Origin of the sequence: Carnobacterium sp., assembly GCF_040274945.1 — a bacterium.
Classification (GTDB): Bacteria; Bacillota; Bacilli; order Lactobacillales; family Carnobacteriaceae; genus Carnobacterium_B.
Genome location: NZ_JBEMAR010000004.1, coordinates 109,933 through 131,188 on the forward strand (window position 1 = coordinate 109,933; position 21,256 = coordinate 131,188).

Here is a 21,256-nt window from a genome sequence, read left to right on the forward strand (position 1 = left end):
CGTGACATAAACTCAAAAAATTCAGTAGAGTAAATGATGGGAAATGAGGGGTGTTTTTGATGAAAAAAATAGCAGTCATCGGAGCTGGCGTAGCCGGTCTAGCGAGTGCTATACGTTTGCAGCACGAAGGATATGAAGTAGAAATTTATGAAAAAGAAGCCATACCTGGTGGGAAAATGCACCAAATTAAAAAGGACGGCTATACTTTTGATTTAGGGCCTAGTATCGTTATGATGCCACAAATCTATCGAGAAGTTTTTGAATTAGCAGGAAGAGATCCAGATGATTATATCCCAATGAAAAGGCTGGATCCGATGTATACTGCCTTTTTTGGAACAGAAGAGAAAGACAAGTTTAATGTCTCTTCTGATTTGGTCAAATTAATGGAGTCTCTAGAAGGAATCAGTGATGAAGATGCGAAGGGTTTTTTGAGTTATCTTCAAGATATTTATGGGCGTTTTATTGTAGCAAAGGATCATTTTTTACAACGTCCTTTCCGTAACGCATTGGACTTTTATAACCCGTTTATGATTAAACAGGCTTTGAAATTAAAAACGTTTGATAGCGCTAATCATTCCATTGGCAAATTTGTAAAAGATAAACGATTGCAGCAAATGCTTAGCTTCCAAACTTTATACATAGGAGTTTCACCGGTTAACGGACCTTCTCTTTACACCATTATCCCTATGATTGAACTGCTCTATGGCGTTTGGTTTATCGAAGGTGGTATGTATACGATGGCTAAATCGATGGAACGCTTATTTCTAGAATTGGGTGGAAAAGTTCATTACAATTCACCAGTAGAAAAAATCTTGATTGAAGATAAACAAGCGTATGGAATTTTACTACGCGATAAAGAGATTCTTGCGGATTATGTTGTCTGTAATGCCGATTTCCCATACGCTATAAAAAATTTAGTGCAAGACACTGCTGCTAAAGGGAAATACACAGATAAAAAAATCGATAGTATGAAATATTCTTGTTCTTGCTTTATCATGTATTTAGGTATGGACCGTAAATACGAAGGTGTTGATCAATTGCATAATTTTGTGTTTGCTGAGGATTTAGATAAAAATCTTGAAGATATTTTCGCTGGTAAGTTGCTAGATAATCCTTCTTACTATCTATATATGGGTTCAAAAATGGATCAATCTATGGCTCCAGAAGGAAAAGACGGACTTTATCTATTAGTCCCTGTTTCTGATTTATCTACTGCGGATTATGAGTGGACTGAAGAAACGATCCAGCATTACCGGTCAGAAGTTTTAAATTCGTTAAAACAACTTAAAGGTTTTGAAAATGTTGAGAATGAGATCGTATCAGAAACTTACATGACACCGATTGATTTCAAAGAAAAATTTAATGCGTATAATGGTGCTTGTTTTGGATTAAGACCTAATTTATTACAAAGCAATCATTTTCGTCCACAAGCTAAAGCTAAAAATTGTGAAAATCTTTACTTTGCTGGAAGCAGTACCCACCCTGGAGCTGGTGTGCCGATCGTATTGATGTCTGCAAAAATAGCTACTGAAGAATTGATCTTAGATGATCGTGGTGTTAAGCCATAGTCCACTACTGTATGAAACTTAATCAACACTATGGGAGGCCTGGATATGGAAGCGAATAGACAAGAAACCATAAAACAAGATTATCAATACTGCGAAGAAATTATTAAACACCATTCAAAAAGTTTTTATTATGCTTTTTCGCGTTTACCAAAAGCCAAAGCACAAGCTATATTTGCCATTTATGCTTTTTGTCGAAGGGCTGATGATAGCGTAGATTTGGTTGACACAAAAGAAGAACAACTGTTGGCAGTAGCAAATTTAGAAAAAGAATTGTCGCTGTTCGAACAAGGTCATCCTATTGATCACCCCATTTGGCGTGCGTTAGCAGATGTTTTTGAACGTTATGACATGTCTGTTGAGCCTTTTTATGATCAGTTAACAGGCCAAAAAATGGATATAGATTTTGCTGAACCAAAGGATCTATCGGAATTAGAAACCTACAGCTATTATGTTGCTGGATCAGTTGGATTAATGTTGTTGCCTGTTTTGGCTTCAAAATCGCACCAAGACCTCACTCAACTAGCGATTAATTTAGGGATCGCTATGCAGTTGACAAACATTTTAAGAGATGTTGGCGAAGATTTCCAAAAAATTGATCGAATTTATTTACCAGCTTCTGAGCTGGCTGCCGAAAGTTATACAAAAAAAGAGTTAGAACAAAAAATCATCAACGCTAATTTTATTCGTATTTGGGAAAAAATAGCTCAACGTGCAGAATATTTGTATGATGATGTACAAGAGAGCTTTCGCTACTTTGATGAAGATAGTCGATTGCCTGTCAAACTTTCATCAGCGATATACCGTGGTCTACTGAATGCTGTACGTAAGAATAATTATGATTGCTTTACTAAGCGTAATTATGTATCACCATTAGAAATGCAACGTATTTACCGATCAATAAAATAAGAATTTGTCCTTGACCAATAAGCTGCATAGCTTTAGTTTAGGACTTTTCTTGTCTATTCGTTATAATAAACTACATGAGGAGTGGGTTAACTATGTCAACTCAAAAGAAAACAGTTATCGTTATAGGTGGAGGTTTAGGTGGCCTTTCAGCGGCTATTTCACTAGCACAAAGTGGTTATGCCGTATCGCTTTATGAAAAAAATCAACATCTTGGAGGCAAATTAAATCGATTGGAGCAAGATGGTTTTGGGTTTGATTTAGGCCCTTCCATTTTAACGATGCCACACGTATTCGAAAAGTTATTTACAGGTAGCAATCGCAAAATGGCTGACTACATATCGATTATTCAACTAGACCACCAGTGGAGATCTTTCTTTCCAGACAACTCTGTTATTGATTTGTATAGCGATTTAGAAAAAATGAGCTATAAAAATAGTGAGTTAAGTGAAAAAGATATGAAGGAATATGCAGAATTTTTAGAGTATGCTAAAAAACTATACGATGCAACTGAAAAAGGGTATTTTGAAAAAGGGTTAGATAAAACGGGAGAAATTTTCCGTGAGCATGGCTTAGTTGGTTCGATGAAAGACTTTGATTACTTTTCATCCATGTACGATGCCATTGAAAAAAGAATCAGCAATCAAAAAGTGCGTGATATGTTAGCCTATTTTATTAAATACGTTGGCTCTTCTCCGTACGATGCACCAGCGGTACTAAACATGATGATTTATATGCAACATGCTCAGGGGGTATGGTATGTTCCAGGAGGTATGCATAAAATCGCTGAAGGATTAGTTAAACTAGCAACTGAGATAGGTGTAGAACTGCATACTGGTCTTGGTGTTACCTCCTTTATCAAGGACGGACAAAATCAAATCAGTGCTGTAGAGCTAGCAGATGGCTCTTTAAGAAAAGCCGACTATTATATTTCTAATATGGAAGTTATTCCGGCTTATCAAAAATTACTACATGAGGAACCTGCTTTTATTGAAAAATTAGAAAAACGTTTTGAACCTTCAAGTTCGGGATTGGTGATACATCTTGGAGTGGACAGAGAATATCCGCAACTTGCTCATCATAATTTCTTTTTCTCAGCTGATCCAGCCAATCATTTTGATACAGTTTTCAATCAGCATAAATTACCTGAAGACCCGACTATTTATTTAGTAAATGTGAACAAAACAGATAAAGCTCAATCAAAACCAGGACATGAAAACATTAAAATTTTGCCTCATATTCCATATATTCAAGATGAGCCATTTACTTATGAAGAGTATCTTTTACTTCGTGAACGTGTACTGATCAAGTTAGAAAAAATGGGCTTGACCGATTTACGGAAGCATATTGTGACAGAAGATCTGTGGACACCGGAGGATATTGAAAAAACTTATGGATCTCACAAAGGTTCAATTTACGGAACCGTTTCTAACCGTAAGAAAAATCACGGCTTTAAGCATGCTAAACATAGTGAACGGTATGACAATCTCTATTTCGTTGGCGGAACTGTAAACCCAGGTGGAGGTATGCCAATGGTTACGATGAGTGGGCAACAAGTGAGAGATAAAATCGTTCAAAGAGACCAACAAGATGAGAACTAAAGCAGGCGTTAGCGACAATAAAATAAACTGGTCCATTATTCAACAGCATCAAAAAACTCGAGTAGCGGATAGTAATCATTTAAATCCAACTGAACGAAAACAACTTTTAGAGGTCTTGCGCTTGCTGTTAATGGAAAATGAATCTGAATTGCTCAATGCTTTATATAAAGATCTAGGAAAATCACTAGAAGAAGCGTATGCTTCTGAACTGGCAGTCTTGCTTCAAGAAATTGATTTTATGAAACGTCGTTTAAACAACTGGCAACGACCTAAGCATAAACGTCATATTAAATTAGGTTCTATGAGCAAAACAACAGTTGAGCATCACCCTTATGGTTCTATATTGGTTATTAGTCCATGGAACTACCCTTTACAATTAGCGCTTATGCCTGTAATTGGAGCTCTTGCGGCAGGAAATAGCTGCTTTATCAAACCCTCTGAATTTGCTCCAGAGACAGCCAAGCTTCTAGCTAATTTAATAGGGGCTTACTTTTCGCCAGATGTTTTGATGGTTGTGAATGGAGACGCCGCAGTTGCTACTGAGTTATTAGAATTACCTTGGGATTTTATTTTTTTTACAGGGAGCAAAAAAGTTGGAACCATTGTGCATCGCGCAGCTGCTAAAAAACAAATCCCTGTTGTATTGGAGTTAGGCGGTAAAAATCCCTGTATTGTTGATGAGACAAATTTAACGAGAGCTGTTGTGCAACGAATTGTATGGGGAAAATTTTTAAATGCTGGTCAAAGTTGCATTGCTCCAGATACTGTTTATGTTCATCAAACGATTTATCCACAATTCCTTCAAATGGCAGTTGAACAAATCAAACAGTTTTATGGTCTGCATCCGCTTGAAGAGGAAACGATTGGGCGAATGGCTCATGAAAAACAATTTGAAAAGATAGTCGATTTTTTGAAACAAGGAAGTATTTATTACGGCGGAAAAACGGATGCTACAAAAAAAAGGATAGAGCCAACGGTATTGACAGATATAACAGCGCGTAGTTCAATTCTTTATGAAGAAATATTTGGTCCGATTTTACCAGTCATCCCATATACAAACTTGTCAAAATTAGTAAATGAACTGAAACGAATGGATGACCCGCTTGTCACATATATTTTTAGTAAAAATAAAAGAAACATTGGGTACATTAAAACTAAATTACGTTCAGGAGCTTTTAGTCTGAATCAAGTAATTTTACACGCAATCAGTTCGGATAGTTCATTTGGCGGAGTAGGGGCCAGTGGATTTGGACGTTATCATGGCTCAGCCAGCTTAGCCACATTTAGTTATGAACGAACAATCTATACTCATCTTTTGCCATTTAATATCCAAAAACAATACCCGCCCTATCAGTCTAATGATTTAAACCTGCTTCGTAAATGGAGACGCTGGTTATTTTAGGAGGAGCAACGATGCTGTTCATAGTTGTGTTAGTAAATTTTATCTCAATACTCAGTGGCTTTTTGATGCTTTGGAAAGTTCCTTTGGCTATTAAAGGCGCTGATAACGTTAGTGTAAAAAAAACAGTTTCGATTATTATCCCGGCGAGAAATGAAGAAAATCGGTTGCCGAAGCTGTTGGCATCTTTAAACAATCAGTCATTCAAACCGATTGAAGTTATTGTTGTAGATGATGAGTCTTCTGACAGGACAGTTGCTGTTGCTCAACAACAGGGTGCAAAAGTTATTAAAAAGCAAAAAAGTGATGAATGGACGGGGAAATCCGCTGCTTGTTGGAGTGGGGCAAATGAAGCAAAAGGTAATTGGTTGTTGTTCTTAGATGCAGATACGTTCTTTGAAACTAAATCCAGCTTGGAACAGCTATTGGTGACCTACCAATCTGTTGGTGCAACTGGCATTCTCTCATTTCAACCCTTTCACAAGATAACAAACTGGTATGAAAATTTGTCAGCTGTGTTTAATATTATTTTAATGGCCGGCATGAATGTATTTACTCCGCTAGGTACTCAAATTGAAACGGCAGGTTCATTTGGACCTTGTATTTTATGTGAAAAAGAGGAGTATCTTATTGTTGGAGGACATAAAGCTATTCAAGGAGCTATAATGGATGATCTTGCTTTAGGTGAAAAATTCAGAGGAAATAATTTTCCAGTTCATTGTTACGGAGGACAAGGATTGATACAGTTTCAAATGTACCCAGAAGGAATCAAGCAATTGGTCGAAGGATGGACGAAAAGTTTTGGCACAGCTGCTCAGTCTACCCATCCTATAGTGACAGGACTAATTTCATTTTGGATCAGTGGAGCATTTTTTACATTCGGTTCTTTACTCGTAGCTTTACTGGCAAATGACACTAGTTTACTGATTATCGCCAGTTTAGTTTGTATAGTTTATGCCGTACAATTCTATTGGCTTGCTCGTCGTTTTGGCCAATTCAGTCTATTAATCTTATTTGGTTACCCGCTATTCTTTTTGTTTTTTATCGTTTTATTTGTTTGGTCGCTCTTTTTGACAAAAGTACTCCACAGAGTTACTTGGAGTGGACGAAAATTGGAGGTTTAGGCCAATGCAACTCATAGAATTTCCAATGGTATGGACCATCATTATTGACAGTTTCGCATGGGCATTTTTTCAAATAAGCATTTCTTTTTTTACGTTGTCTTTACCAGAACGTTATTTTCAAAAGCAAACCTTTATCTATCCAGCAAGAAAGTGGGAAAATGAAGGGCAATTTTGGCAGACACATTTCGATATAAAAAATTGGGCGAAAATTATTCCTGACGGTACAAGAATACTAAAAAAGGGTTTTTATAAAAAATATCTGCAGCAAAAAGAAGCAAATTATCTTGAAACATTCATACTTGAAACAAAACGAGCTGAACTTACTCACTGGCTTTCCATTCTTCCTTCTGTTCTCTTTTTTTTATGGAATCCTGTATGGCTTGGATGGATCATGGTCATTTATGCGCTACTATTTAATGTACCGATTATTCTTGTGCAAAGGTACAATCGTCCACGACTTGAAAGAGTACTTAATCGCAAGAATGCAAGACAATATAAAATCCACTGATTCTAATTTTTAGTAGAATCAGTGGATTTTTTTATTAGATAAGACTTAAAAATAGGATAAAAAAACCGATAGTATACATAGAGATAATTTAATCAATTTGTATTAAAAACTTGGAGGAATTACAATGGGCGCATTTATTGCACTAGTTATTGGTTTTGGTTCTATGATCATTGGTTTTATGGGTGAAGGAGGTCATGTAGGTGCCTTAATTTCTTGGACCCCAGCAGTAATTGTTTTTGGTGGAACACTTGGAAGTGTGTTGCTTGCATTCCCTCTAGAGTATGTAAAAAATATTGGGAAAATAATAAAAGTATCTTTTACAGCAAAATCAAAAGATCTAACAACGATTATTGCTTACTTCAGTACGTTGGCAGCTAAAGTAAAGAGAGAAGGCGTGCTAAGCATTGAATCAGAAGCAGCTGATAGTTCAGATGTTGATCCATTTATAAAAAAAGGAATCCAATTAGTTGTAGATGGAGAATCCTACGAAATGATACGAGACACATTAGAGCTAGAAATGGATGCTATTTCAGAAAGACATAAGACGGGGGCTGCAATTTTTAATTCAGCAGGAGGTACCGCACCAACAATGGGTATTGTAGGAACGGTTCTAGGGCTAGTCCATGTATTAGGGGGCTTGGCTGATGCGGATATGTCTCAATTAGGAGCTAGCATCTCTTCTGCATTTTTAGCTACTCTTTATGGATTAGCAAGTGCGAACTTAGTTTTCCTTCCTATTGCAACGCGCTTGAAAAAAATTGCTCAGAAAGAAGAAATGGAAAAAGAATTGATTTTAGAAGCTATTTTAATGATCCAACAAGGTGTTCGACCTAATCTAATAAATGAAAAATTAACCGGTTTTCTTAATGGTTCAGAAATCGTAGTAGATAGTAACAGTATACACGAAGGAAAGGCAGTTCCTGAAGTATGAGTAGACGAAATAAGAAGCATGAAGAAGAACCAGAAAACCATGAGCGATGGCTGTTATCTTATGCAGATTTTATCACCCTGTTAATGATATTTTTTATCATTATGTACTCCATGAGTGAAATGGATAAATCAAAATATAATGAGCTGGCTTCAGTTTTTAGTATGGAAATGGGTGGAGGCGGAACTGGGATCCTCGAAGGAGGAAGCGAATCCAGTGATGCGGAAAACTCTGAGGGTTCTACAGAACTGACAGAAGAAGAGCAACAAGAAGAGGTAAAAGAAGCGATTGATGCGTATATTGATACTAGTGAGCTTAATGATAGTGTGATGACTTCTATTGAAGAACGGGGACTGGTTTTAAGTTTTAACGATGCACTTTTTTTTGACAGTGGCAATGCAGAAATAAAAGCAGATCAGCAAAATAAATTCGTTGATATTGGGAAATTATTAAACCAGCCTGCGTTAAAGGATAGTTTCATTCGTGTAGAAGGGTATACAGATTCTGTTCCCGTATCAAACCCAAAGTATAAATCCAATTGGGATCTTTCCGTTTTAAGAGCGAGCAATGTAGCTCAAATTATCATAAATGATTCAGGAATCAATCCAAATCGGGTTTCGGTAGTAGGATATGGAGAATATCGACCAAAATCAGATAATGAAACAAATGAAGGACGACTTAAAAATAGAAGAGTGGATATCCTAATCTTAAATAGTGAATTTAATAACACAGAACAAATAGCACAATAAAAAAAGAAGCTCAGATGAGTTTCTTTTTTTTTGCCTATCAGTTCAATTCTAATAGTTGACAAGAAACGATTACAGTTGTAAACTTAAAATATAGAAATGATTACAAATGTAGTCGGAAAGAAGGAGGAACTCTGTATGACGAATAAAATTCAACCAACTATCTCTGATGCTGAATGGGAAATCATGCGAGTAGTTTGGACAAATCATACGGTAACCAGTAAAGAAATTACCGAAATAGTAAAAGAAAAGATGAATTGGAAGCAAGCAACCATAAAAACATTGATTGGTCGTTTAGTTGAAAAAGGAATTTTAAAAACCGAAGCGATTGGAAACAAGTATTTGTATAGTCCAGTCATTAGTGAAGAAGAAAGTTTTAAAAGTAAGACAACTGATTTTTTTGATCAGATGTGCAATCGAAAAGTTGGAACAACCCTTGCTGAACTTATCCGTGAAGCCACATTGAGTCATGCAGATGTTCAGATACTAGAAGAACTCATACAACAAAAAAAAGAAGAAGCTGTTGACAGCGTTCCGTGTGACTGTATACCTGGACAATGTGACTGCCAACATAGCCATTCATAAAAAAGGAGTGAATCGAATTGACTGAGAAATCATTTACCATTGAAGGAATGAGTTGTGCATCCTGTGCTCAGACTGTTGAAAAAGCGACTAAGAAATTACCAGGAGTCAAAGAAGCTAGTGTAAATTTAGCTACTGAAAAGATGCATATACAATATGATGAAGCAATTCTGACAGATAAAGATATTCAAGAAGCCGTAAATCAATCAGGGTATAAAGCTGTAACGGATACAAAACAAAAAACTTTTGCAATTGAAGGGATGAGTTGTGCATCCTGTGCTCAAACGATTGAAAAAGTGACTGGAAAATTACCAGGAGTAGCAAATGTGAGTGTGAATTTAGCTACCGAAAAAATGAGTATCCAATATGATCCAGATCAAATAGAAATAGCAGCTATTACAAATGCCGTAAAAGAATCTGGTTATGAAGCTAATGAAGAAATTGAATCAGCCGATGCACTAGACATGGATCGTGAAAAAAAAGCACAACATATAAAAGAGATGTGGCAGCGATTTTGGATTTCAGCTGTTTTTACGATTCCCTTATTGTATATTTCAATGGGCCATATGCTAGGAATGCCGTTACCTAAAGTGATTGATCCTATGATGAATGCTGGAACTTTTTCTTTTACTCAATTGATTTTGACTTTACCAGTTGTCGTTCTCGGGAGAGAATTTTTTAAAGTCGGATTCAAAGCTTTACTCAAAGGGCATCCCAATATGGATTCGCTTGTTGCTTTAGGAACGAGTGCTGCATTTGTATACAGCTTAGCTGCAACTATAAGCATATGGATGGGAAATGTTGGCTTAGCTATGGATCTTTATTATGAATCTGCGGCAGTTATTTTGACGTTGATCACACTTGGGAAATACTTTGAAGCTCTTTCAAAAGGGAAAACTTCTGAAGCAATTAAAAAACTAATGGGTCTTGCTCCAAAAAAAGCTAGACTGATGCGAAATGGACAAGAGGTAGAAGTAGCAGTCGACGAAGTACAAGTAGATGATTTGATCATCGTGAAACCAGGTGAAAAAATGCCCGTCGATGGAGTAGTGGTCGAAGGCATGACGTCAGTTGATGAAGCTATGCTGACTGGAGAAAGTATACCCGTTGAAAAAACTACTGGCGATGCAATAATTGGAGCAAGTATCAATAAAAATGGAACAATTCAATACAAAGCTACAAAAGTTGGTAAGGATACAGCCTTATCTCAAATCATTAAGTTGGTTGAAGATGCGCAAGGTTCAAAAGCTCCTATTGCGAAACTTGCCGATATTATTTCAGGATACTTCGTTCCAATCGTTATTGTATTAGCTATTCTATCTGGAGTAGCTTGGTATCTAGCTGGAGAATCAGGAGTATTTGCTCTGACAATCGCAATTTCGGTATTGGTTATTGCTTGCCCGTGTGCGTTAGGATTAGCGACACCTACCGCTATTATGGTCGGTACTGGAAAAGGAGCCGAATATGGCGTTTTAATTAAAAGTGGCGGAGCACTAGAAAAAACACATAAAATTGACACGATTATTTTTGATAAAACGGGCACACTGACTGAAGGAAAACCTGAAGTAACAGATATTGTAACCGTTAGTGAATTATCAGAAGAGAAATTATTGATTCTTGCAGCCTCTGCTGAAAAAGGCTCTGAACATCCGTTGGGAGAAGCAATTGTTCACGGCGCAGAAGATAAGAAATTGACGCTTCTTAAAACGCAAACATTTAATGCCTTGCCTGGACATGGAATTGAAGTAACAATAGAGAATCAATCTCTCTTATTAGGAAATAAAAAATTAATGGTCGACCGCGGGATCTCACTTGATGCAGTAGAGTCAATTTCCGATACGTTAGCAAGCGAAGGTAAAACCCCAATGTATATTGCTAAAGATGGTCAAATGGCAGGAATGATTGCCGTTGCAGATACAGTAAAAGCGAATAGCTTGAATGCCATTGAAAAATTGCATAAGATGGGATTAGAGGTAGCCATGATTACTGGTGACAATAAACGGACTGCTGAAGCTATTGCGAAACAAGTAGGGATTGACCGTGTGTTAAGCGAAGTGTTACCGGAACAAAAAGCAAGCGAGGTAAAAAAATTACAAGCTGAAGGAAAAACAGTCGCTATGGTGGGTGATGGTATCAATGATGCTCCTGCTTTAGCCCAAGCTGATATTGGTATTGCCATTGGAACAGGTACAGATGTGGCTATGGAATCTGCAGACATTGTACTGATGAGAAGTGATTTGATGGATGTAACGACAGCCGTGGAACTGAGTAAAGCAACCATCAAAAATATCAAAGAAAACCTATTTTGGGCATTTGGGTACAATGTTTTAGGTATTCCTATTGCTATGGGAATACTCCACATTTTTGGAGGTCCATTGTTAAACCCGATGTTGGCTGGGGCAGCAATGAGTTTCAGTTCAGTATCCGTATTGATCAATGCACTGCGTCTAAAGAGATTCAAACCTTAGTTAAAATAGCACAAATAGAAACGATCATTATGGAAATGGAGTGGTAAGAAATGAAAAAAGAATTAACGATAGAAGGCATGAAATGTGAAGGTTGTGCCAGTACAGTAGTTGAAAAATTTCAATCAGTTGAAGGCGTTGAACGTGTAGTTGTTGATTTAGAGACGAAACAAGCGATTGTTGAAAGTCCAAATGAAATTGATGAAACAGTTTTTGACCAAGCATTAAGCGATACAAATTATACGATAACGAGTAGTAACTAAAGACCCTATAATGTTTAATGTTAGCAGATTGAAACCTCGCTTTTCTATGGAAGAGTGAGGTTTTTTTGTTTACTTTTACGTGAAACCAACTTTGATGGACAAGTGAGACGCTTTTTTTGTTTCACTTGTCCATCAAGAGGCCTCTCATGGATGAGTGAAGACAGTTTTCCGCTCCACTCTTCCATCAAGAGGTGTTTATTGGAAGAGTGGAGCCCCTCCTAATCAGAAAAGAAAGAATAAATGAATCAACTTGCTAGATAAACCAAAGAAGAGTATCCTTTTAAGTAATAAATTAGGGGGAATGAAGATGGGAATCGATAACGAATTGTTAACAGAGTTTAAAGCACGGTTTGATGCAAATAGTACAAATCAGGTGATTAAAGGCGCCATAGCAAAAGTTGGTATTGATGACGCTTCTTTAGATAATAATGTTTTAAGAAGACATCCTTTTGAGTTCTCAAACGAAACCAAACGTGGTGCAATAACAAATCAACAATCCAGTGGCCGCTGTTGGATGTTTGCAGCTTTAAATACGGCTCGTGTAGATACAATGGAGAAATTAGATATGGATAGTTTTGAGTTTTCACAAAATTATACGTTATTTTGGGATAAACTCGAAAAAGCCAATTATTTCTTAGACAGTATTTTAGAAACACTAGACGAACCGCAAAATTCTAGAATCGTTTCTCATCTATTGATGGATCCAGTTCAAGATGGCGGACAATGGGATATGTTTTCTGGATTATTAGAAAAATACGGTGCGGTTCCTAAATCTGTTATGCCCGAAACGTTTCATTCTTCTAATACAAGAAAATTAAACTCAGTACTAACCTCTAAACTTAGAGAATTTGCTTGTCAATTACGTGAAGATCATAAAGCGGGATCTTCACTAAACGAATTAACAGAGAATAAGGAAACGATGTTGTATTTCATTTATACTGTGCTAGTAAAAGCATTGGGCGAAGTTCCTGAGTCGTTTACGTACACCTATCGCAACAAAGAGGGTGAATACTGCCGTATCAATGAAATCACTCCACAAAACTTTTTTAAAGAATACGTCGGTTGGGATTTAACAAGTTTAGTCAGCTTGCTAAATGCACCAACTGAAGATAAACCTTTTGGAAGAGCCTATACTGTGAAGTATTTAGGAACCGTTAAAGAAGCAAAACCAATTCAATACATCAATGTTCCAATCCAAGTACTAAAAGAAGCTGCTGTTGCTTCAATTAAAGACGCTCAACCAGTCTGGTTTGGCTGTGATGTGGGCAAAATGTTGGTAAGAGATAGTGGAATAATGGATGAGCACAGTTACAATTATGAATTGACACTAGGTGAGGGTAGCGGATTAACAAAAGCGCAACGCTTAGATTATGGCGATAGCTTATTGACTCATGCAATGGTATTTGTGGGAGTAGATTTAGACGAACAAGGTCAGCCGCTAACGTGGAAAGTTGAAAACAGTTGGGGAGAAAAATCAGGTAAAAAGGGAATTTATTCCATGAGCGATAAATGGTTTGAGGAATTTAACTATCAAATTGCTGTGGACAAAAAATACATTCCTGAAAAATGGTTAAAAGCCTTAGACGAACCTATTATAGAATTAGAACCATGGGACCCAATGGGTGCTCTAGCTTTGGTAAAATAATAATAAAAAAACAAGGGTTTGAAGAAATGAGACTTCAGACTCTTGTTTTTTGCTTTTTAGAGAAATAAAACATGCTATAATCTACAGTAGAAAAGAAAAAGAGGAGTGATCTTGGTGGCAAGAGAAAAGAAATTTTCAACAGATAATATTTATTTGCAGACACATAATCTTTTGATAAAAGAAGGTTATGAAAAATTTTCGTTTAGTTTGCTAGCCAAATCATTAAATATTTCAAGAGCGGCCATTTATAAATATTATACGAATAAAGACGAACTTATCAGTGATTACTTAGTAGAACAGATGAAACAAATGATGGAAGAGTTCAATCAGATAAACTGGTCTTTGGACTATTCAGATCATTTTGATCAATTATTCGAGTTGATTTTTAAGTATCGAGAAGCACATTTGATTTCAAATGCTCTTCCACATGACAAAATGATTATCAGTACTGAAAAACAAAAAAAAAAAGAAACTGTTTCTGGAGAGGTCCATGGACAATTTTTTAACTATATTCAACAATTTATCCAGACTGGTAAAACAAATGGTCACATAAAAAAAGAAATACCGGATAGTTTAATTGTGGGTATTATTTTTCATAGCATTAACATACCCGATCGTTCTAATTTAAGTTCCCAAGAAAGGGCTTATTTTATCAAGATGATCATTAAAAATGGTGTTTTTGACATTTCAAAGTGACACTAGTGTCACTTTGTTGTATACTACTCTTTGTAAAGATAAGTACTTAAAGAAATGGGGTAGGATAAATGTTTTTAGCACTGAAGGAACTAAAACACTCCAAAGGAAGATTTATTATGATTGGTTTAATTATAGTATTTATTTCGTGGCTTGTGTTTGTATTATCTGGTCTTGGAACAGGGTTATCTGATTTAGCAACTTCGACGTTAAAATATTCGGAGGCAGATTACATTGTTTTTGAAAAAGAAACGGATTTTAGTTTTTCTAAGTCAATTCTTTCTGAAGACTTGGAGAAACAATTGCTAGACGAAAAAGGGGTCGAAGCTGTCGCTTCAATGGGAACGGTATCGGCTTCTATACGTTCTGCTGCCAGTGATGAAGAGAATGCAACAAAGACGGATGTCCTTATAGCGGGTATTCAACCCGGATCATTTATGGAGCCGGCTGTCAGTTCTGGAAAAGCACTAATAAACAGTAATTCAAATGGTGTAATTGTGAATGAGTCGCTGAAAGAAGACGGTTTCTCATTAGGTGATCAGTTAGCAATCAATGGATCTAATGAAGAAGTGGAGATTATCGGTTTTGTCCAAAATGAAACTTTAAATCATCAGCCGGTTATTTTTGCACAGTTGGATAAATTTCGTACCATTAAGTACGCTGCACCTGGTTCAGATAACGGTATAGAAAATCCAGTTAATGGAATTCTACTTCAAGGAACGGATGTAGATGTGGAAGCAATAAATGAAAAAATTGATGGCATTGAGATAGGGACAAAAGATGAAGCTGTAAATGCAGTTCCTGGGTATACAGCTGAAAACGGCACGATTATGATGATGCTGTGGTTTTTAATTATTATTTCAGCTTTTATTATTGGTGTGTTCTTTTATGTTTTAACCAATCAAAAAACGCAGCAATTCGGTGTGCTAAAAGCCATTGGAGGAAGCAACGGATTTGTTATTAAAACCGTTATCTCACAAGTTTTCGTTTTATCAGCTATCAGTATCATAGTAGGAATTGGGCTGACTTATCTTACTGCTGCAGTATTACCAGAGGGTATGCCGTTTAACTTAAAACTTCCTATGGTCTTCATTTATAGTATCGTTTTACTAGCGATAAGTGTCTTAAGTTCGCTATTTTCTGTGATCAAAATTTCAAAAATTGATCCGTTAACAGCATTAGGGAGGTTGGAATAATGTCTGGTATTCAATTAAAAAATGTCACAAAACGTTATCAAGATAGTGAAAGTGAAACGATTGCGTTAAATCAAGTTTCAATGACTGTGGATAAGGGAGAATTTGTAGCTATTATTGGACCATCTGGTTCAGGAAAGAGTACTTTTTTAGCAATTGCAGGAGCTTTATTGAAACCTTCTGAAGGAGAAGTATTTATTAAGGATAGAGCAATATCCACTTTGAATGAAAAAGAGTTAGCACAAGTTCGTTTGGAACAAATTGGTTTTATATTGCAAACGTCAAACTTGATTCCGTATTTGACTGTACTAGATCAGTTATTAGTTGTCGTAAAAATGAAGGGTTCCATTACTGAAGATATGAAAAAAATAGCAAGAGAACTTCTAACTGATTTAGGGTTAGACACTAAATTTGAAAAATTTCCAGACAAGCTATCTGGTGGTGAAAGGCAACGTGTGGCTATTGCGCGTTCTTTTATGAATGATCCTGATGTTATTTTAGCAGATGAACCCACAGCTAATCTAGATACTGCACGTGCTCATGAAGTTGTACAGCTGATTGCAAAAGAAGTGAAATCTCGCAATAAAGCAGCTATTATGGTTACCCATGATGAACGCATGTTGAAATATTGTGATCGCGTTTATCGTATTGAAGATGGTGTACTTAAAGAAGAAAAAACGGTATAATTTGCAAATTAATCATTAATAAAAGAGCCATTGAGGCTGGGACAAAAGGTCTCTCAAAAAAATACACTCCCAAAACTATGAACTATTTTGTTCAGTAGTGGGAGTGTATTTTTCTATATCTCTATCAAAACAAACGAAAGTGGGACTACTTTTTTCACAAAAGTAGTTTTGTCCCAGCCTCAATTTTTTTATACTTTAATATGTAAAAAGAAGACTGATTCTATTTTAAAAGAAATCTATTTTTTAATTAAAAAATGGTTAGAAATGAAAATATATGTTAGGATAGTGAAGGAAGAATTTAGCGATAAAAAGTAAATTCTTTTTTTTGTTTATAAAAGGAGTGAATAAAAGATGAAGAGGATCAAATTAGGATTAGTAACAAAGTTGCTAATAGCAATTATTTTAGGTATTGTTTTTGGACAATTGGCTTTTTTGCCGGATTTCATTATTCAAATACCGGTTACGATTTCTGCTCTATTCAGTAGTTTATTAAGTTTTATTATCCCATTGATGATCATTGGTTTTGTGGTAGTGGGTATTGCGGATCTTACACAAGGAGCAGGAAAATTGTTGGGAATCACCACATTGATGGCTTACACTTCAACATTGATTGCTGGTTTTATCGCGTATTTTATAGCTGTGAATGTTTTTCCATTATTTATCGATAGTGGATTAAGTGCTGAAGGTATCGGTGAAAAAGCTAGCCTTGCACCATTATTTTCTATTCCTATAGAGCCTATTATGGACGTTACTTCTGCCATTGTTTTTTCATTCATGATTGGGATTTGTATTTCTTGGTTAAGAGGACAAGGCAAGGGAGATACCATGTACAACTTTTTTAGTGAATTTAGTTTGATTATCAGTAAACTACTTAATTCGTTAATTATTCCGGGACTGCCCATTTTTATATTTGGTAATTTTGTGAATTTGAGTTATACAGGAAGTGTATTTTCGATTCTTTCAGTTTTTTGGAAAGTATTTGTGATTGTGATTGGTTTACAACTCATCCTTGTTTCACTCTTTTTTGTGATTGCTGGACTTTATACAAAGAAAAATCCCTTAACATTAATTAAAAATCAAATTCCAGGTTATATAACAGCAATTGGAACACAGTCCTCGGCAGCAACTATTCCAGTGAACTTAGAAGTGGCTAAAAAGAATGGTGTGTCGACACAAATTCGTGAATTTGTCATCCCATTATGTGCTACAATTCATTTATTGGGAAGCATTGTAACGGTTACTTCATGTGTAACAGCTGTTTTATTAATGTACAATATGCCGGTACATTTTGGTATGATGGCAGGATTTATTGCGATGTTGGGTATAGCCATGGTAGCGGCCCCTGGTGCGCCAGGAGGAGGTATTATGAGTGCTTTGCCTTTTATGACAATGGTTGGTATAGATCCTACAGGCGTGCTGGGGAATCTTTTGATAACATTGTATTTAACGCAAGATAGTTTTGGAACTGCAGCAAATATTTCAGGGGATAATGCTATTGCAGTTATCATGGATAAAATTTACTTTAAACACATCTTAAAAAAGAATAATTAAAGATATGAATAGAAGAAAAACGTCTAGCTTAATATAAGCTAAACGTTTTTTTTTAGGAATAAAATGAAAGGATAGGATTAAATTAACTAATTCTAGAAGGAAATGGTTAAGAAAAATGGTAATATAAGGATAAGAAAATGACTTTAGAACTAACTGGGGGAAATACATATGGAATTTAAAACAGATGTCACGATTGCACAAGAAACGACAATGAAACCAATAGTAGAAATTGCTAAGAAATTAGGAATCAATGATAATGCGATTGAACAGTACGGAAAGTATAAAGCTAAAATCAATGAACTAGAATTAACAGATTTGAAGACTAAAAAAGAGGGTAAGTTGATCCTTGTAACGGCTATTACGCCAACCCCAGCTGGAGAAGGAAAGACAACAACCGTAGTCGGATTAGGAGATGGACTTCAAAAAATAGGCAAGAAAGCTGCAATCGCGCTTAGAGAACCGTCTTTAGGACCAGTTTTTGGTATGAAAGGTGGAGCAGCAGGCGGAGGATACGCTCAAGTTGTACCCATGGAAGATTTAAATTTGCATTTCACAGGAGATTTCCATGCTATTAGTGCAGCCAATAATTTATTAGCTGCTATGCTGGACAATCATATTCATCATGGAAATGCACTAGCAATCGACACACGAAATATTACATGGAAACGTGTCGTGGATATGAATGATCGCCAATTGCGATTTATCGTTGATGGATTAAATGGCAAAACGAACGGTGTTCCACGCGAAGATGGATTTGATATTACGGTAGCTTCAGAAATTATGGCTATCTTATGTTTATCAATGGATATGGAAGAAATGAAAGAAAAGTTAAAAAATATTATTGTAGGCTACAGTGTAGCTGGGCAACCGGTTACTGCAGGAGATTTGAAAGCACATGGAGCAATGGCAGCTTTATTAAAAGAAGCGTTAAAACCAAACTTGGTTCAAACCTTGGAACATACACCGGCGTTTATTCATGGAGGACCATTTGCTAATATCGCTCATGGATGTAACAGCATAAAAGCAACGAAATTAGCTTTAAAATATGCCGATTATGTTGTCACTGAAGCTGGATTTGGTGCTGACCTAGGTGCTGAAAAATTCATGGATATTAAATGTCGTTTATCAGGTTTGGAACCTTCTGCGGTTGTAGTCGTAGCAACGGTAAGAGCCTTAAAAATGCATGGTGGAATGGCTAAAAAAGAATTAAAAGAAGAAAATGTGGTAGCCCTTGAAAAAGGTTTACCTAATTTAATGAAGCACATTGAAAATATGCAAACCGTTTTTGGTATGCCAACTGTTGTAGCCATCAATAAATTCCCAACAGATACCGCTGAAGAATTAGCATTGGTGAAAGAAAAGTGTGAAGAACTTGGGGTACATGTTGTTTTATCAGATGTTTGGGAAAATGGCGGTAACGGTGGACAAGATTTAGCTAGAGCAGTTGTTGATTTGGCAGAACAAAAAAGTACATTAACCTATGCTTATGAGTTAGAGGATTCGTTGGTAGATAAAATGACTAAAGTGGTTCAAAAAGTATATGGGGGTGATGGAATTGCATTAGCTCCTGGAGTAAAAAAAGAAATTACTCGTCTAGAAGCTCTTGGATTCGGGAACTTACCTATCTGTATGGCAAAGACACAATATTCTTTCTCAGATGATAAAAATAAACTAGGGCGACCGGAAGATTTTACAGTGACCATAAAAAAAGTAAAAGTTTCTGCTGGAGCGGGATTTATAGTTGTATTAACGGGTGATATTATGACGATGCCAGGGTTGCCAAAAGTACCGGCAGCAGAGTCGATTGATGTGTTAGCGGATGGAAGAATCATTGGATTATTTTAGTTTTCTTTAACCATTAAAGAAAGGAGATCATGACAATGAAAGAACAAACGATTGAATATTTTTTAACCGAACTTTCTGCAAAACAATCTACACCTGGAGCAGGTGGTGCAGCGGCCTTAGTGGCTGCAGTAGGTTCTTCTTTAGGGAGTATGGTTGGAAATTTTACTATTGGAAAGAAAAAGTATCAAGCCGTTGAGACTGAAGTAGAAAAAATTGTTGAAGAGTTAGAACAAATCAAACTGACGTTAGAAGATTTGATTCAAAAAGATGCAGAGGCTTTTTATCCCTTAGCACAAGCTTACAAGTTGCCTAAAGAAACGCCAGCCGAAATAAACTATAAAGAAAACGTAATAGAAGAAGCATTGGTGGGGGCTTCAGTCGTTCCAATTGAAATAATGGAAAATACTCTAAGAGCGATCGAATTGCTTGAGCAAATGTCAAAAATTGGAAATACGATGCTGATTGCAGATGCTGGAACTGGAATTGTTTTTTGCAAAGCTGCTTTAGAAGGGGCTAGTTTAAGTGTTTATATCAATACGGCTTCAATGAAAAATAAACATAAAAAAGAAGCATTAAATCAAGAGGCTGATCAGCTATTAGAAAAAGGAACAACCCTTGCAACTAACGTTTACCAAAAAATCAGTCGTTCATATCAATCACCAAATCAATAAAAATTTAAGGATAGAAAGAGGTAATCAATGACAGAAAAAATAGAAAAGCAAGCATTGCGGAAAAAAATGATTTCTTTACTCAATAGCATTTCTGCTGAAGAAAAAGCAGCCATAGAACTAAAACTAGAAGAGAATCTGTTTAGGTCGAGCGAATGGAGATTCGCTAAGAGAATAGGGGTGACGCTTTCCCAAGGATTTGAATGGAATACATTGGGAATCATCAAGAAAGCTTGGGAAGAAGGAAAAACGGTTTGTGCTCCAAAGTGCGTTCCAGAGCATAAAGCAATGATTTTTTATGACTTTACAAGTATGGAGCAATTAGAAAAGGGTTTTTATAATCTAATTGAACCGAAACCTGCTCAGACAAAAGTGGTAGGAAAAACGGAAATTGATTTAGTATTGGTTCCAGGATTGATTTTTGATAAAAAAGGGTACCGAGTTGGTTTTGGTGGAGGGTATTATGACCGTTTTTTGAAAGACTTCCCGAATTGTACGGTAGGACTTATTTACTCAAAACAAGTAACTTCATCTCTTCCAATAGAACCATTTGATATACCAGTACAAAAAATCATAACGGAAAAGTCTGAGTAAATAATAGTAAAAAGCCAAAGTGATTAAATATAAAATCTCTTGGCTTTTTTTTGTTCTATAACAAATGGTATTGGTGCGGTAAAATAAAATTTCTTCTGGAATGGACGGGTTACTTGTGGAGAGGCATGAGACCGTCTGAAGTCTGAAACCCATAGTCTTCAAACTTTCAAGCCTCAAACAAAGCGTAATCGCTGAAGCGTTAACGTTTTGTAATCCGCAATGAATCTTTTACATGGCTACAAGCCCCCCTATTCCTCCAGAAATTTTGGATAATAGATTTGACTGATCCATCAA

Annotated in this window: 19 protein-coding genes; all 19 read left to right on the forward strand. The window is 36.2% G+C overall.

Annotation, left to right across the window (positions count from 1 at the left end; all coding sequences use genetic code 11):
- The first annotated feature begins 59 nt into the window (after nucleotides 1-59).
- The 19 genes from ABS916_RS05705 to ABS916_RS05795 all read left to right on the forward strand — a co-directional run bounded on the left by ABS916_RS05705 (nucleotide 60) and on the right by ABS916_RS05795 (nucleotide 20,962).
- A complete protein-coding gene (locus ABS916_RS05705) occupies nucleotides 60-1,568 on the forward strand; it encodes a phytoene desaturase family protein (RefSeq protein ID WP_350450969.1) in 1,509 nt (502 codons plus the stop codon).
- 45 nt (nucleotides 1,569-1,613) lie between these two features.
- A complete protein-coding gene (locus tag ABS916_RS05710; RefSeq protein WP_350450970.1) occupies nucleotides 1,614-2,474 on the forward strand; it encodes a phytoene/squalene synthase family protein in 861 nt (286 codons plus the stop codon).
- Between the two features lie 92 nt (nucleotides 2,475-2,566).
- The gene (locus tag ABS916_RS05715; protein WP_350450971.1) at nucleotides 2,567-4,072 is read left to right on the forward strand and encodes a phytoene desaturase family protein; all 1,506 of its coding nucleotides are present in this window, start codon (nucleotides 2,567-2,569) and stop codon (nucleotides 4,070-4,072) included.
- Nucleotides 4,062-5,474 (forward strand): aldehyde dehydrogenase family protein, encoded by a 1,413-nt coding sequence (locus ABS916_RS05720; protein WP_350450972.1) that lies wholly within the window; start codon nucleotides 4,062-4,064, stop codon nucleotides 5,472-5,474. The genes ABS916_RS05715 and ABS916_RS05720 overlap by 11 nt, the downstream gene beginning before the upstream one ends.
- Before the next feature lie 11 nt (nucleotides 5,475-5,485).
- A complete protein-coding gene (locus tag ABS916_RS05725; protein ID WP_350450973.1) occupies nucleotides 5,486-6,595 on the forward strand; it encodes a glycosyltransferase family 2 protein in 1,110 nt (369 codons plus the stop codon).
- A gap of 4 nt (nucleotides 6,596-6,599) precedes the next feature.
- Complete coding sequence (locus ABS916_RS05730; protein WP_350450974.1) at nucleotides 6,600-7,103, forward strand: glycosyl-4,4'-diaponeurosporenoate acyltransferase CrtO family protein; 504 nt, start codon at nucleotides 6,600-6,602, stop codon at nucleotides 7,101-7,103.
- A gap of 124 nt (nucleotides 7,104-7,227) precedes the next feature.
- A complete protein-coding gene (locus ABS916_RS05735; RefSeq protein ID WP_350450975.1) occupies nucleotides 7,228-8,034 on the forward strand; it encodes a motility protein A in 807 nt (268 codons plus the stop codon).
- The gene (locus ABS916_RS05740; RefSeq protein ID WP_350450976.1) at nucleotides 8,031-8,780 is read left to right on the forward strand and encodes an OmpA/MotB family protein; all 750 of its coding nucleotides are present in this window, start codon (nucleotides 8,031-8,033) and stop codon (nucleotides 8,778-8,780) included. The genes ABS916_RS05735 and ABS916_RS05740 overlap by 4 nt, the downstream gene beginning before the upstream one ends.
- 135 nt (nucleotides 8,781-8,915) lie before the next feature.
- Nucleotides 8,916-9,362, forward strand: coding sequence for a CopY/TcrY family copper transport repressor (locus tag ABS916_RS05745; RefSeq protein WP_350450977.1), 447 nt, complete (start codon nucleotides 8,916-8,918; stop codon nucleotides 9,360-9,362).
- A 17-nt stretch (nucleotides 9,363-9,379) separates the two neighbouring features.
- Nucleotides 9,380-11,827 (forward strand): heavy metal translocating P-type ATPase, encoded by a 2,448-nt coding sequence (locus tag ABS916_RS05750; protein ID WP_350450978.1) that lies wholly within the window; start codon nucleotides 9,380-9,382, stop codon nucleotides 11,825-11,827.
- A 50-nt stretch (nucleotides 11,828-11,877) separates the two neighbouring features.
- Nucleotides 11,878-12,087 (forward strand): heavy-metal-associated domain-containing protein, encoded by a 210-nt coding sequence (locus ABS916_RS05755; protein WP_350450979.1) that lies wholly within the window; start codon nucleotides 11,878-11,880, stop codon nucleotides 12,085-12,087.
- 307 nt (nucleotides 12,088-12,394) lie between these two features.
- On the forward strand, nucleotides 12,395-13,732 hold the full coding sequence (locus ABS916_RS05760; protein ID WP_350450980.1) for a C1 family peptidase: 1,338 nt from the start codon (nucleotides 12,395-12,397) through the stop codon (nucleotides 13,730-13,732).
- A 114-nt stretch (nucleotides 13,733-13,846) separates the two neighbouring features.
- The gene (locus ABS916_RS05765) at nucleotides 13,847-14,428 is read left to right on the forward strand and encodes a TetR/AcrR family transcriptional regulator (protein WP_350450981.1); all 582 of its coding nucleotides are present in this window, start codon (nucleotides 13,847-13,849) and stop codon (nucleotides 14,426-14,428) included.
- A 116-nt stretch (nucleotides 14,429-14,544) separates the two neighbouring features.
- A complete protein-coding gene (locus tag ABS916_RS05770) occupies nucleotides 14,545-15,621 on the forward strand; it encodes an ABC transporter permease (protein WP_350450982.1) in 1,077 nt (358 codons plus the stop codon).
- Nucleotides 15,621-16,304 (forward strand): ABC transporter ATP-binding protein, encoded by a 684-nt coding sequence (locus ABS916_RS05775; protein WP_350450983.1) that lies wholly within the window; start codon nucleotides 15,621-15,623, stop codon nucleotides 16,302-16,304. Before ABS916_RS05770 ends, ABS916_RS05775 begins: the two co-directional genes overlap by 1 nt.
- A gap of 351 nt (nucleotides 16,305-16,655) precedes the next feature.
- Entirely contained in the window at nucleotides 16,656-17,855 is a 1,200-nt protein-coding gene (locus ABS916_RS05780; protein WP_350450984.1) for a dicarboxylate/amino acid:cation symporter, read from the forward strand.
- A 168-nt stretch (nucleotides 17,856-18,023) separates the two neighbouring features.
- Nucleotides 18,024-19,700 (forward strand): formate--tetrahydrofolate ligase, encoded by a 1,677-nt coding sequence (locus ABS916_RS05785; RefSeq protein WP_350450985.1) that lies wholly within the window; start codon nucleotides 18,024-18,026, stop codon nucleotides 19,698-19,700.
- Between the two features lie 35 nt (nucleotides 19,701-19,735).
- Nucleotides 19,736-20,371 (forward strand): cyclodeaminase/cyclohydrolase family protein, encoded by a 636-nt coding sequence (locus tag ABS916_RS05790; RefSeq protein WP_350450986.1) that lies wholly within the window; start codon nucleotides 19,736-19,738, stop codon nucleotides 20,369-20,371.
- Nucleotides 20,372-20,398: 27 nt separating this feature from the next.
- Nucleotides 20,399-20,962 carry a 5-formyltetrahydrofolate cyclo-ligase gene (locus ABS916_RS05795; RefSeq protein ID WP_350450987.1) on the forward strand — a complete coding sequence of 188 codons (564 nt, stop codon included), beginning with the start codon at nucleotides 20,399-20,401 and terminating at the stop codon, nucleotides 20,960-20,962.
- Nucleotides 20,963-21,256 lie beyond the last annotated feature (294 nt).

Coding starts and splice junctions, on each gene's coding strand:
- ABS916_RS05745 (WP_350450977.1), top strand. CDS start 8,916: ATGACGAATAAAATTCAACCAACTATCTCTGATGCTGAATGGGAAATC.
- ABS916_RS05795 (WP_350450987.1), top strand. CDS start 20,399: ATGACAGAAAAAATAGAAAAGCAAGCATTGCGGAAAAAAATGATTTCT.
- ABS916_RS05740 (WP_350450976.1), top strand. CDS start 8,031: ATGAGTAGACGAAATAAGAAGCATGAAGAAGAACCAGAAAACCATGAG.
- ABS916_RS05790 (WP_350450986.1), top strand. CDS start 19,736: ATGAAAGAACAAACGATTGAATATTTTTTAACCGAACTTTCTGCAAAA.
- ABS916_RS05780 (WP_350450984.1), top strand. CDS start 16,656: ATGAAGAGGATCAAATTAGGATTAGTAACAAAGTTGCTAATAGCAATT.
- ABS916_RS05730 (WP_350450974.1), top strand. CDS start 6,600: ATGCAACTCATAGAATTTCCAATGGTATGGACCATCATTATTGACAGT.
- ABS916_RS05715 (WP_350450971.1), top strand. CDS start 2,567: ATGTCAACTCAAAAGAAAACAGTTATCGTTATAGGTGGAGGTTTAGGT.
- ABS916_RS05720 (WP_350450972.1), top strand. CDS start 4,062: ATGAGAACTAAAGCAGGCGTTAGCGACAATAAAATAAACTGGTCCATT.
- ABS916_RS05760 (WP_350450980.1), top strand. CDS start 12,395: ATGGGAATCGATAACGAATTGTTAACAGAGTTTAAAGCACGGTTTGAT.
- ABS916_RS05705 (WP_350450969.1), top strand. CDS start 60: ATGAAAAAAATAGCAGTCATCGGAGCTGGCGTAGCCGGTCTAGCGAGT.
- ABS916_RS05725 (WP_350450973.1), top strand. CDS start 5,486: ATGCTGTTCATAGTTGTGTTAGTAAATTTTATCTCAATACTCAGTGGC.
- ABS916_RS05775 (WP_350450983.1), top strand. CDS start 15,621: ATGTCTGGTATTCAATTAAAAAATGTCACAAAACGTTATCAAGATAGT.
- ABS916_RS05710 (WP_350450970.1), top strand. CDS start 1,614: ATGGAAGCGAATAGACAAGAAACCATAAAACAAGATTATCAATACTGC.
- ABS916_RS05785 (WP_350450985.1), top strand. CDS start 18,024: ATGGAATTTAAAACAGATGTCACGATTGCACAAGAAACGACAATGAAA.
- ABS916_RS05770 (WP_350450982.1), top strand. CDS start 14,545: ATGATTGGTTTAATTATAGTATTTATTTCGTGGCTTGTGTTTGTATTA.
- ABS916_RS05735 (WP_350450975.1), top strand. CDS start 7,228: ATGGGCGCATTTATTGCACTAGTTATTGGTTTTGGTTCTATGATCATT.
- ABS916_RS05755 (WP_350450979.1), top strand. CDS start 11,878: ATGAAAAAAGAATTAACGATAGAAGGCATGAAATGTGAAGGTTGTGCC.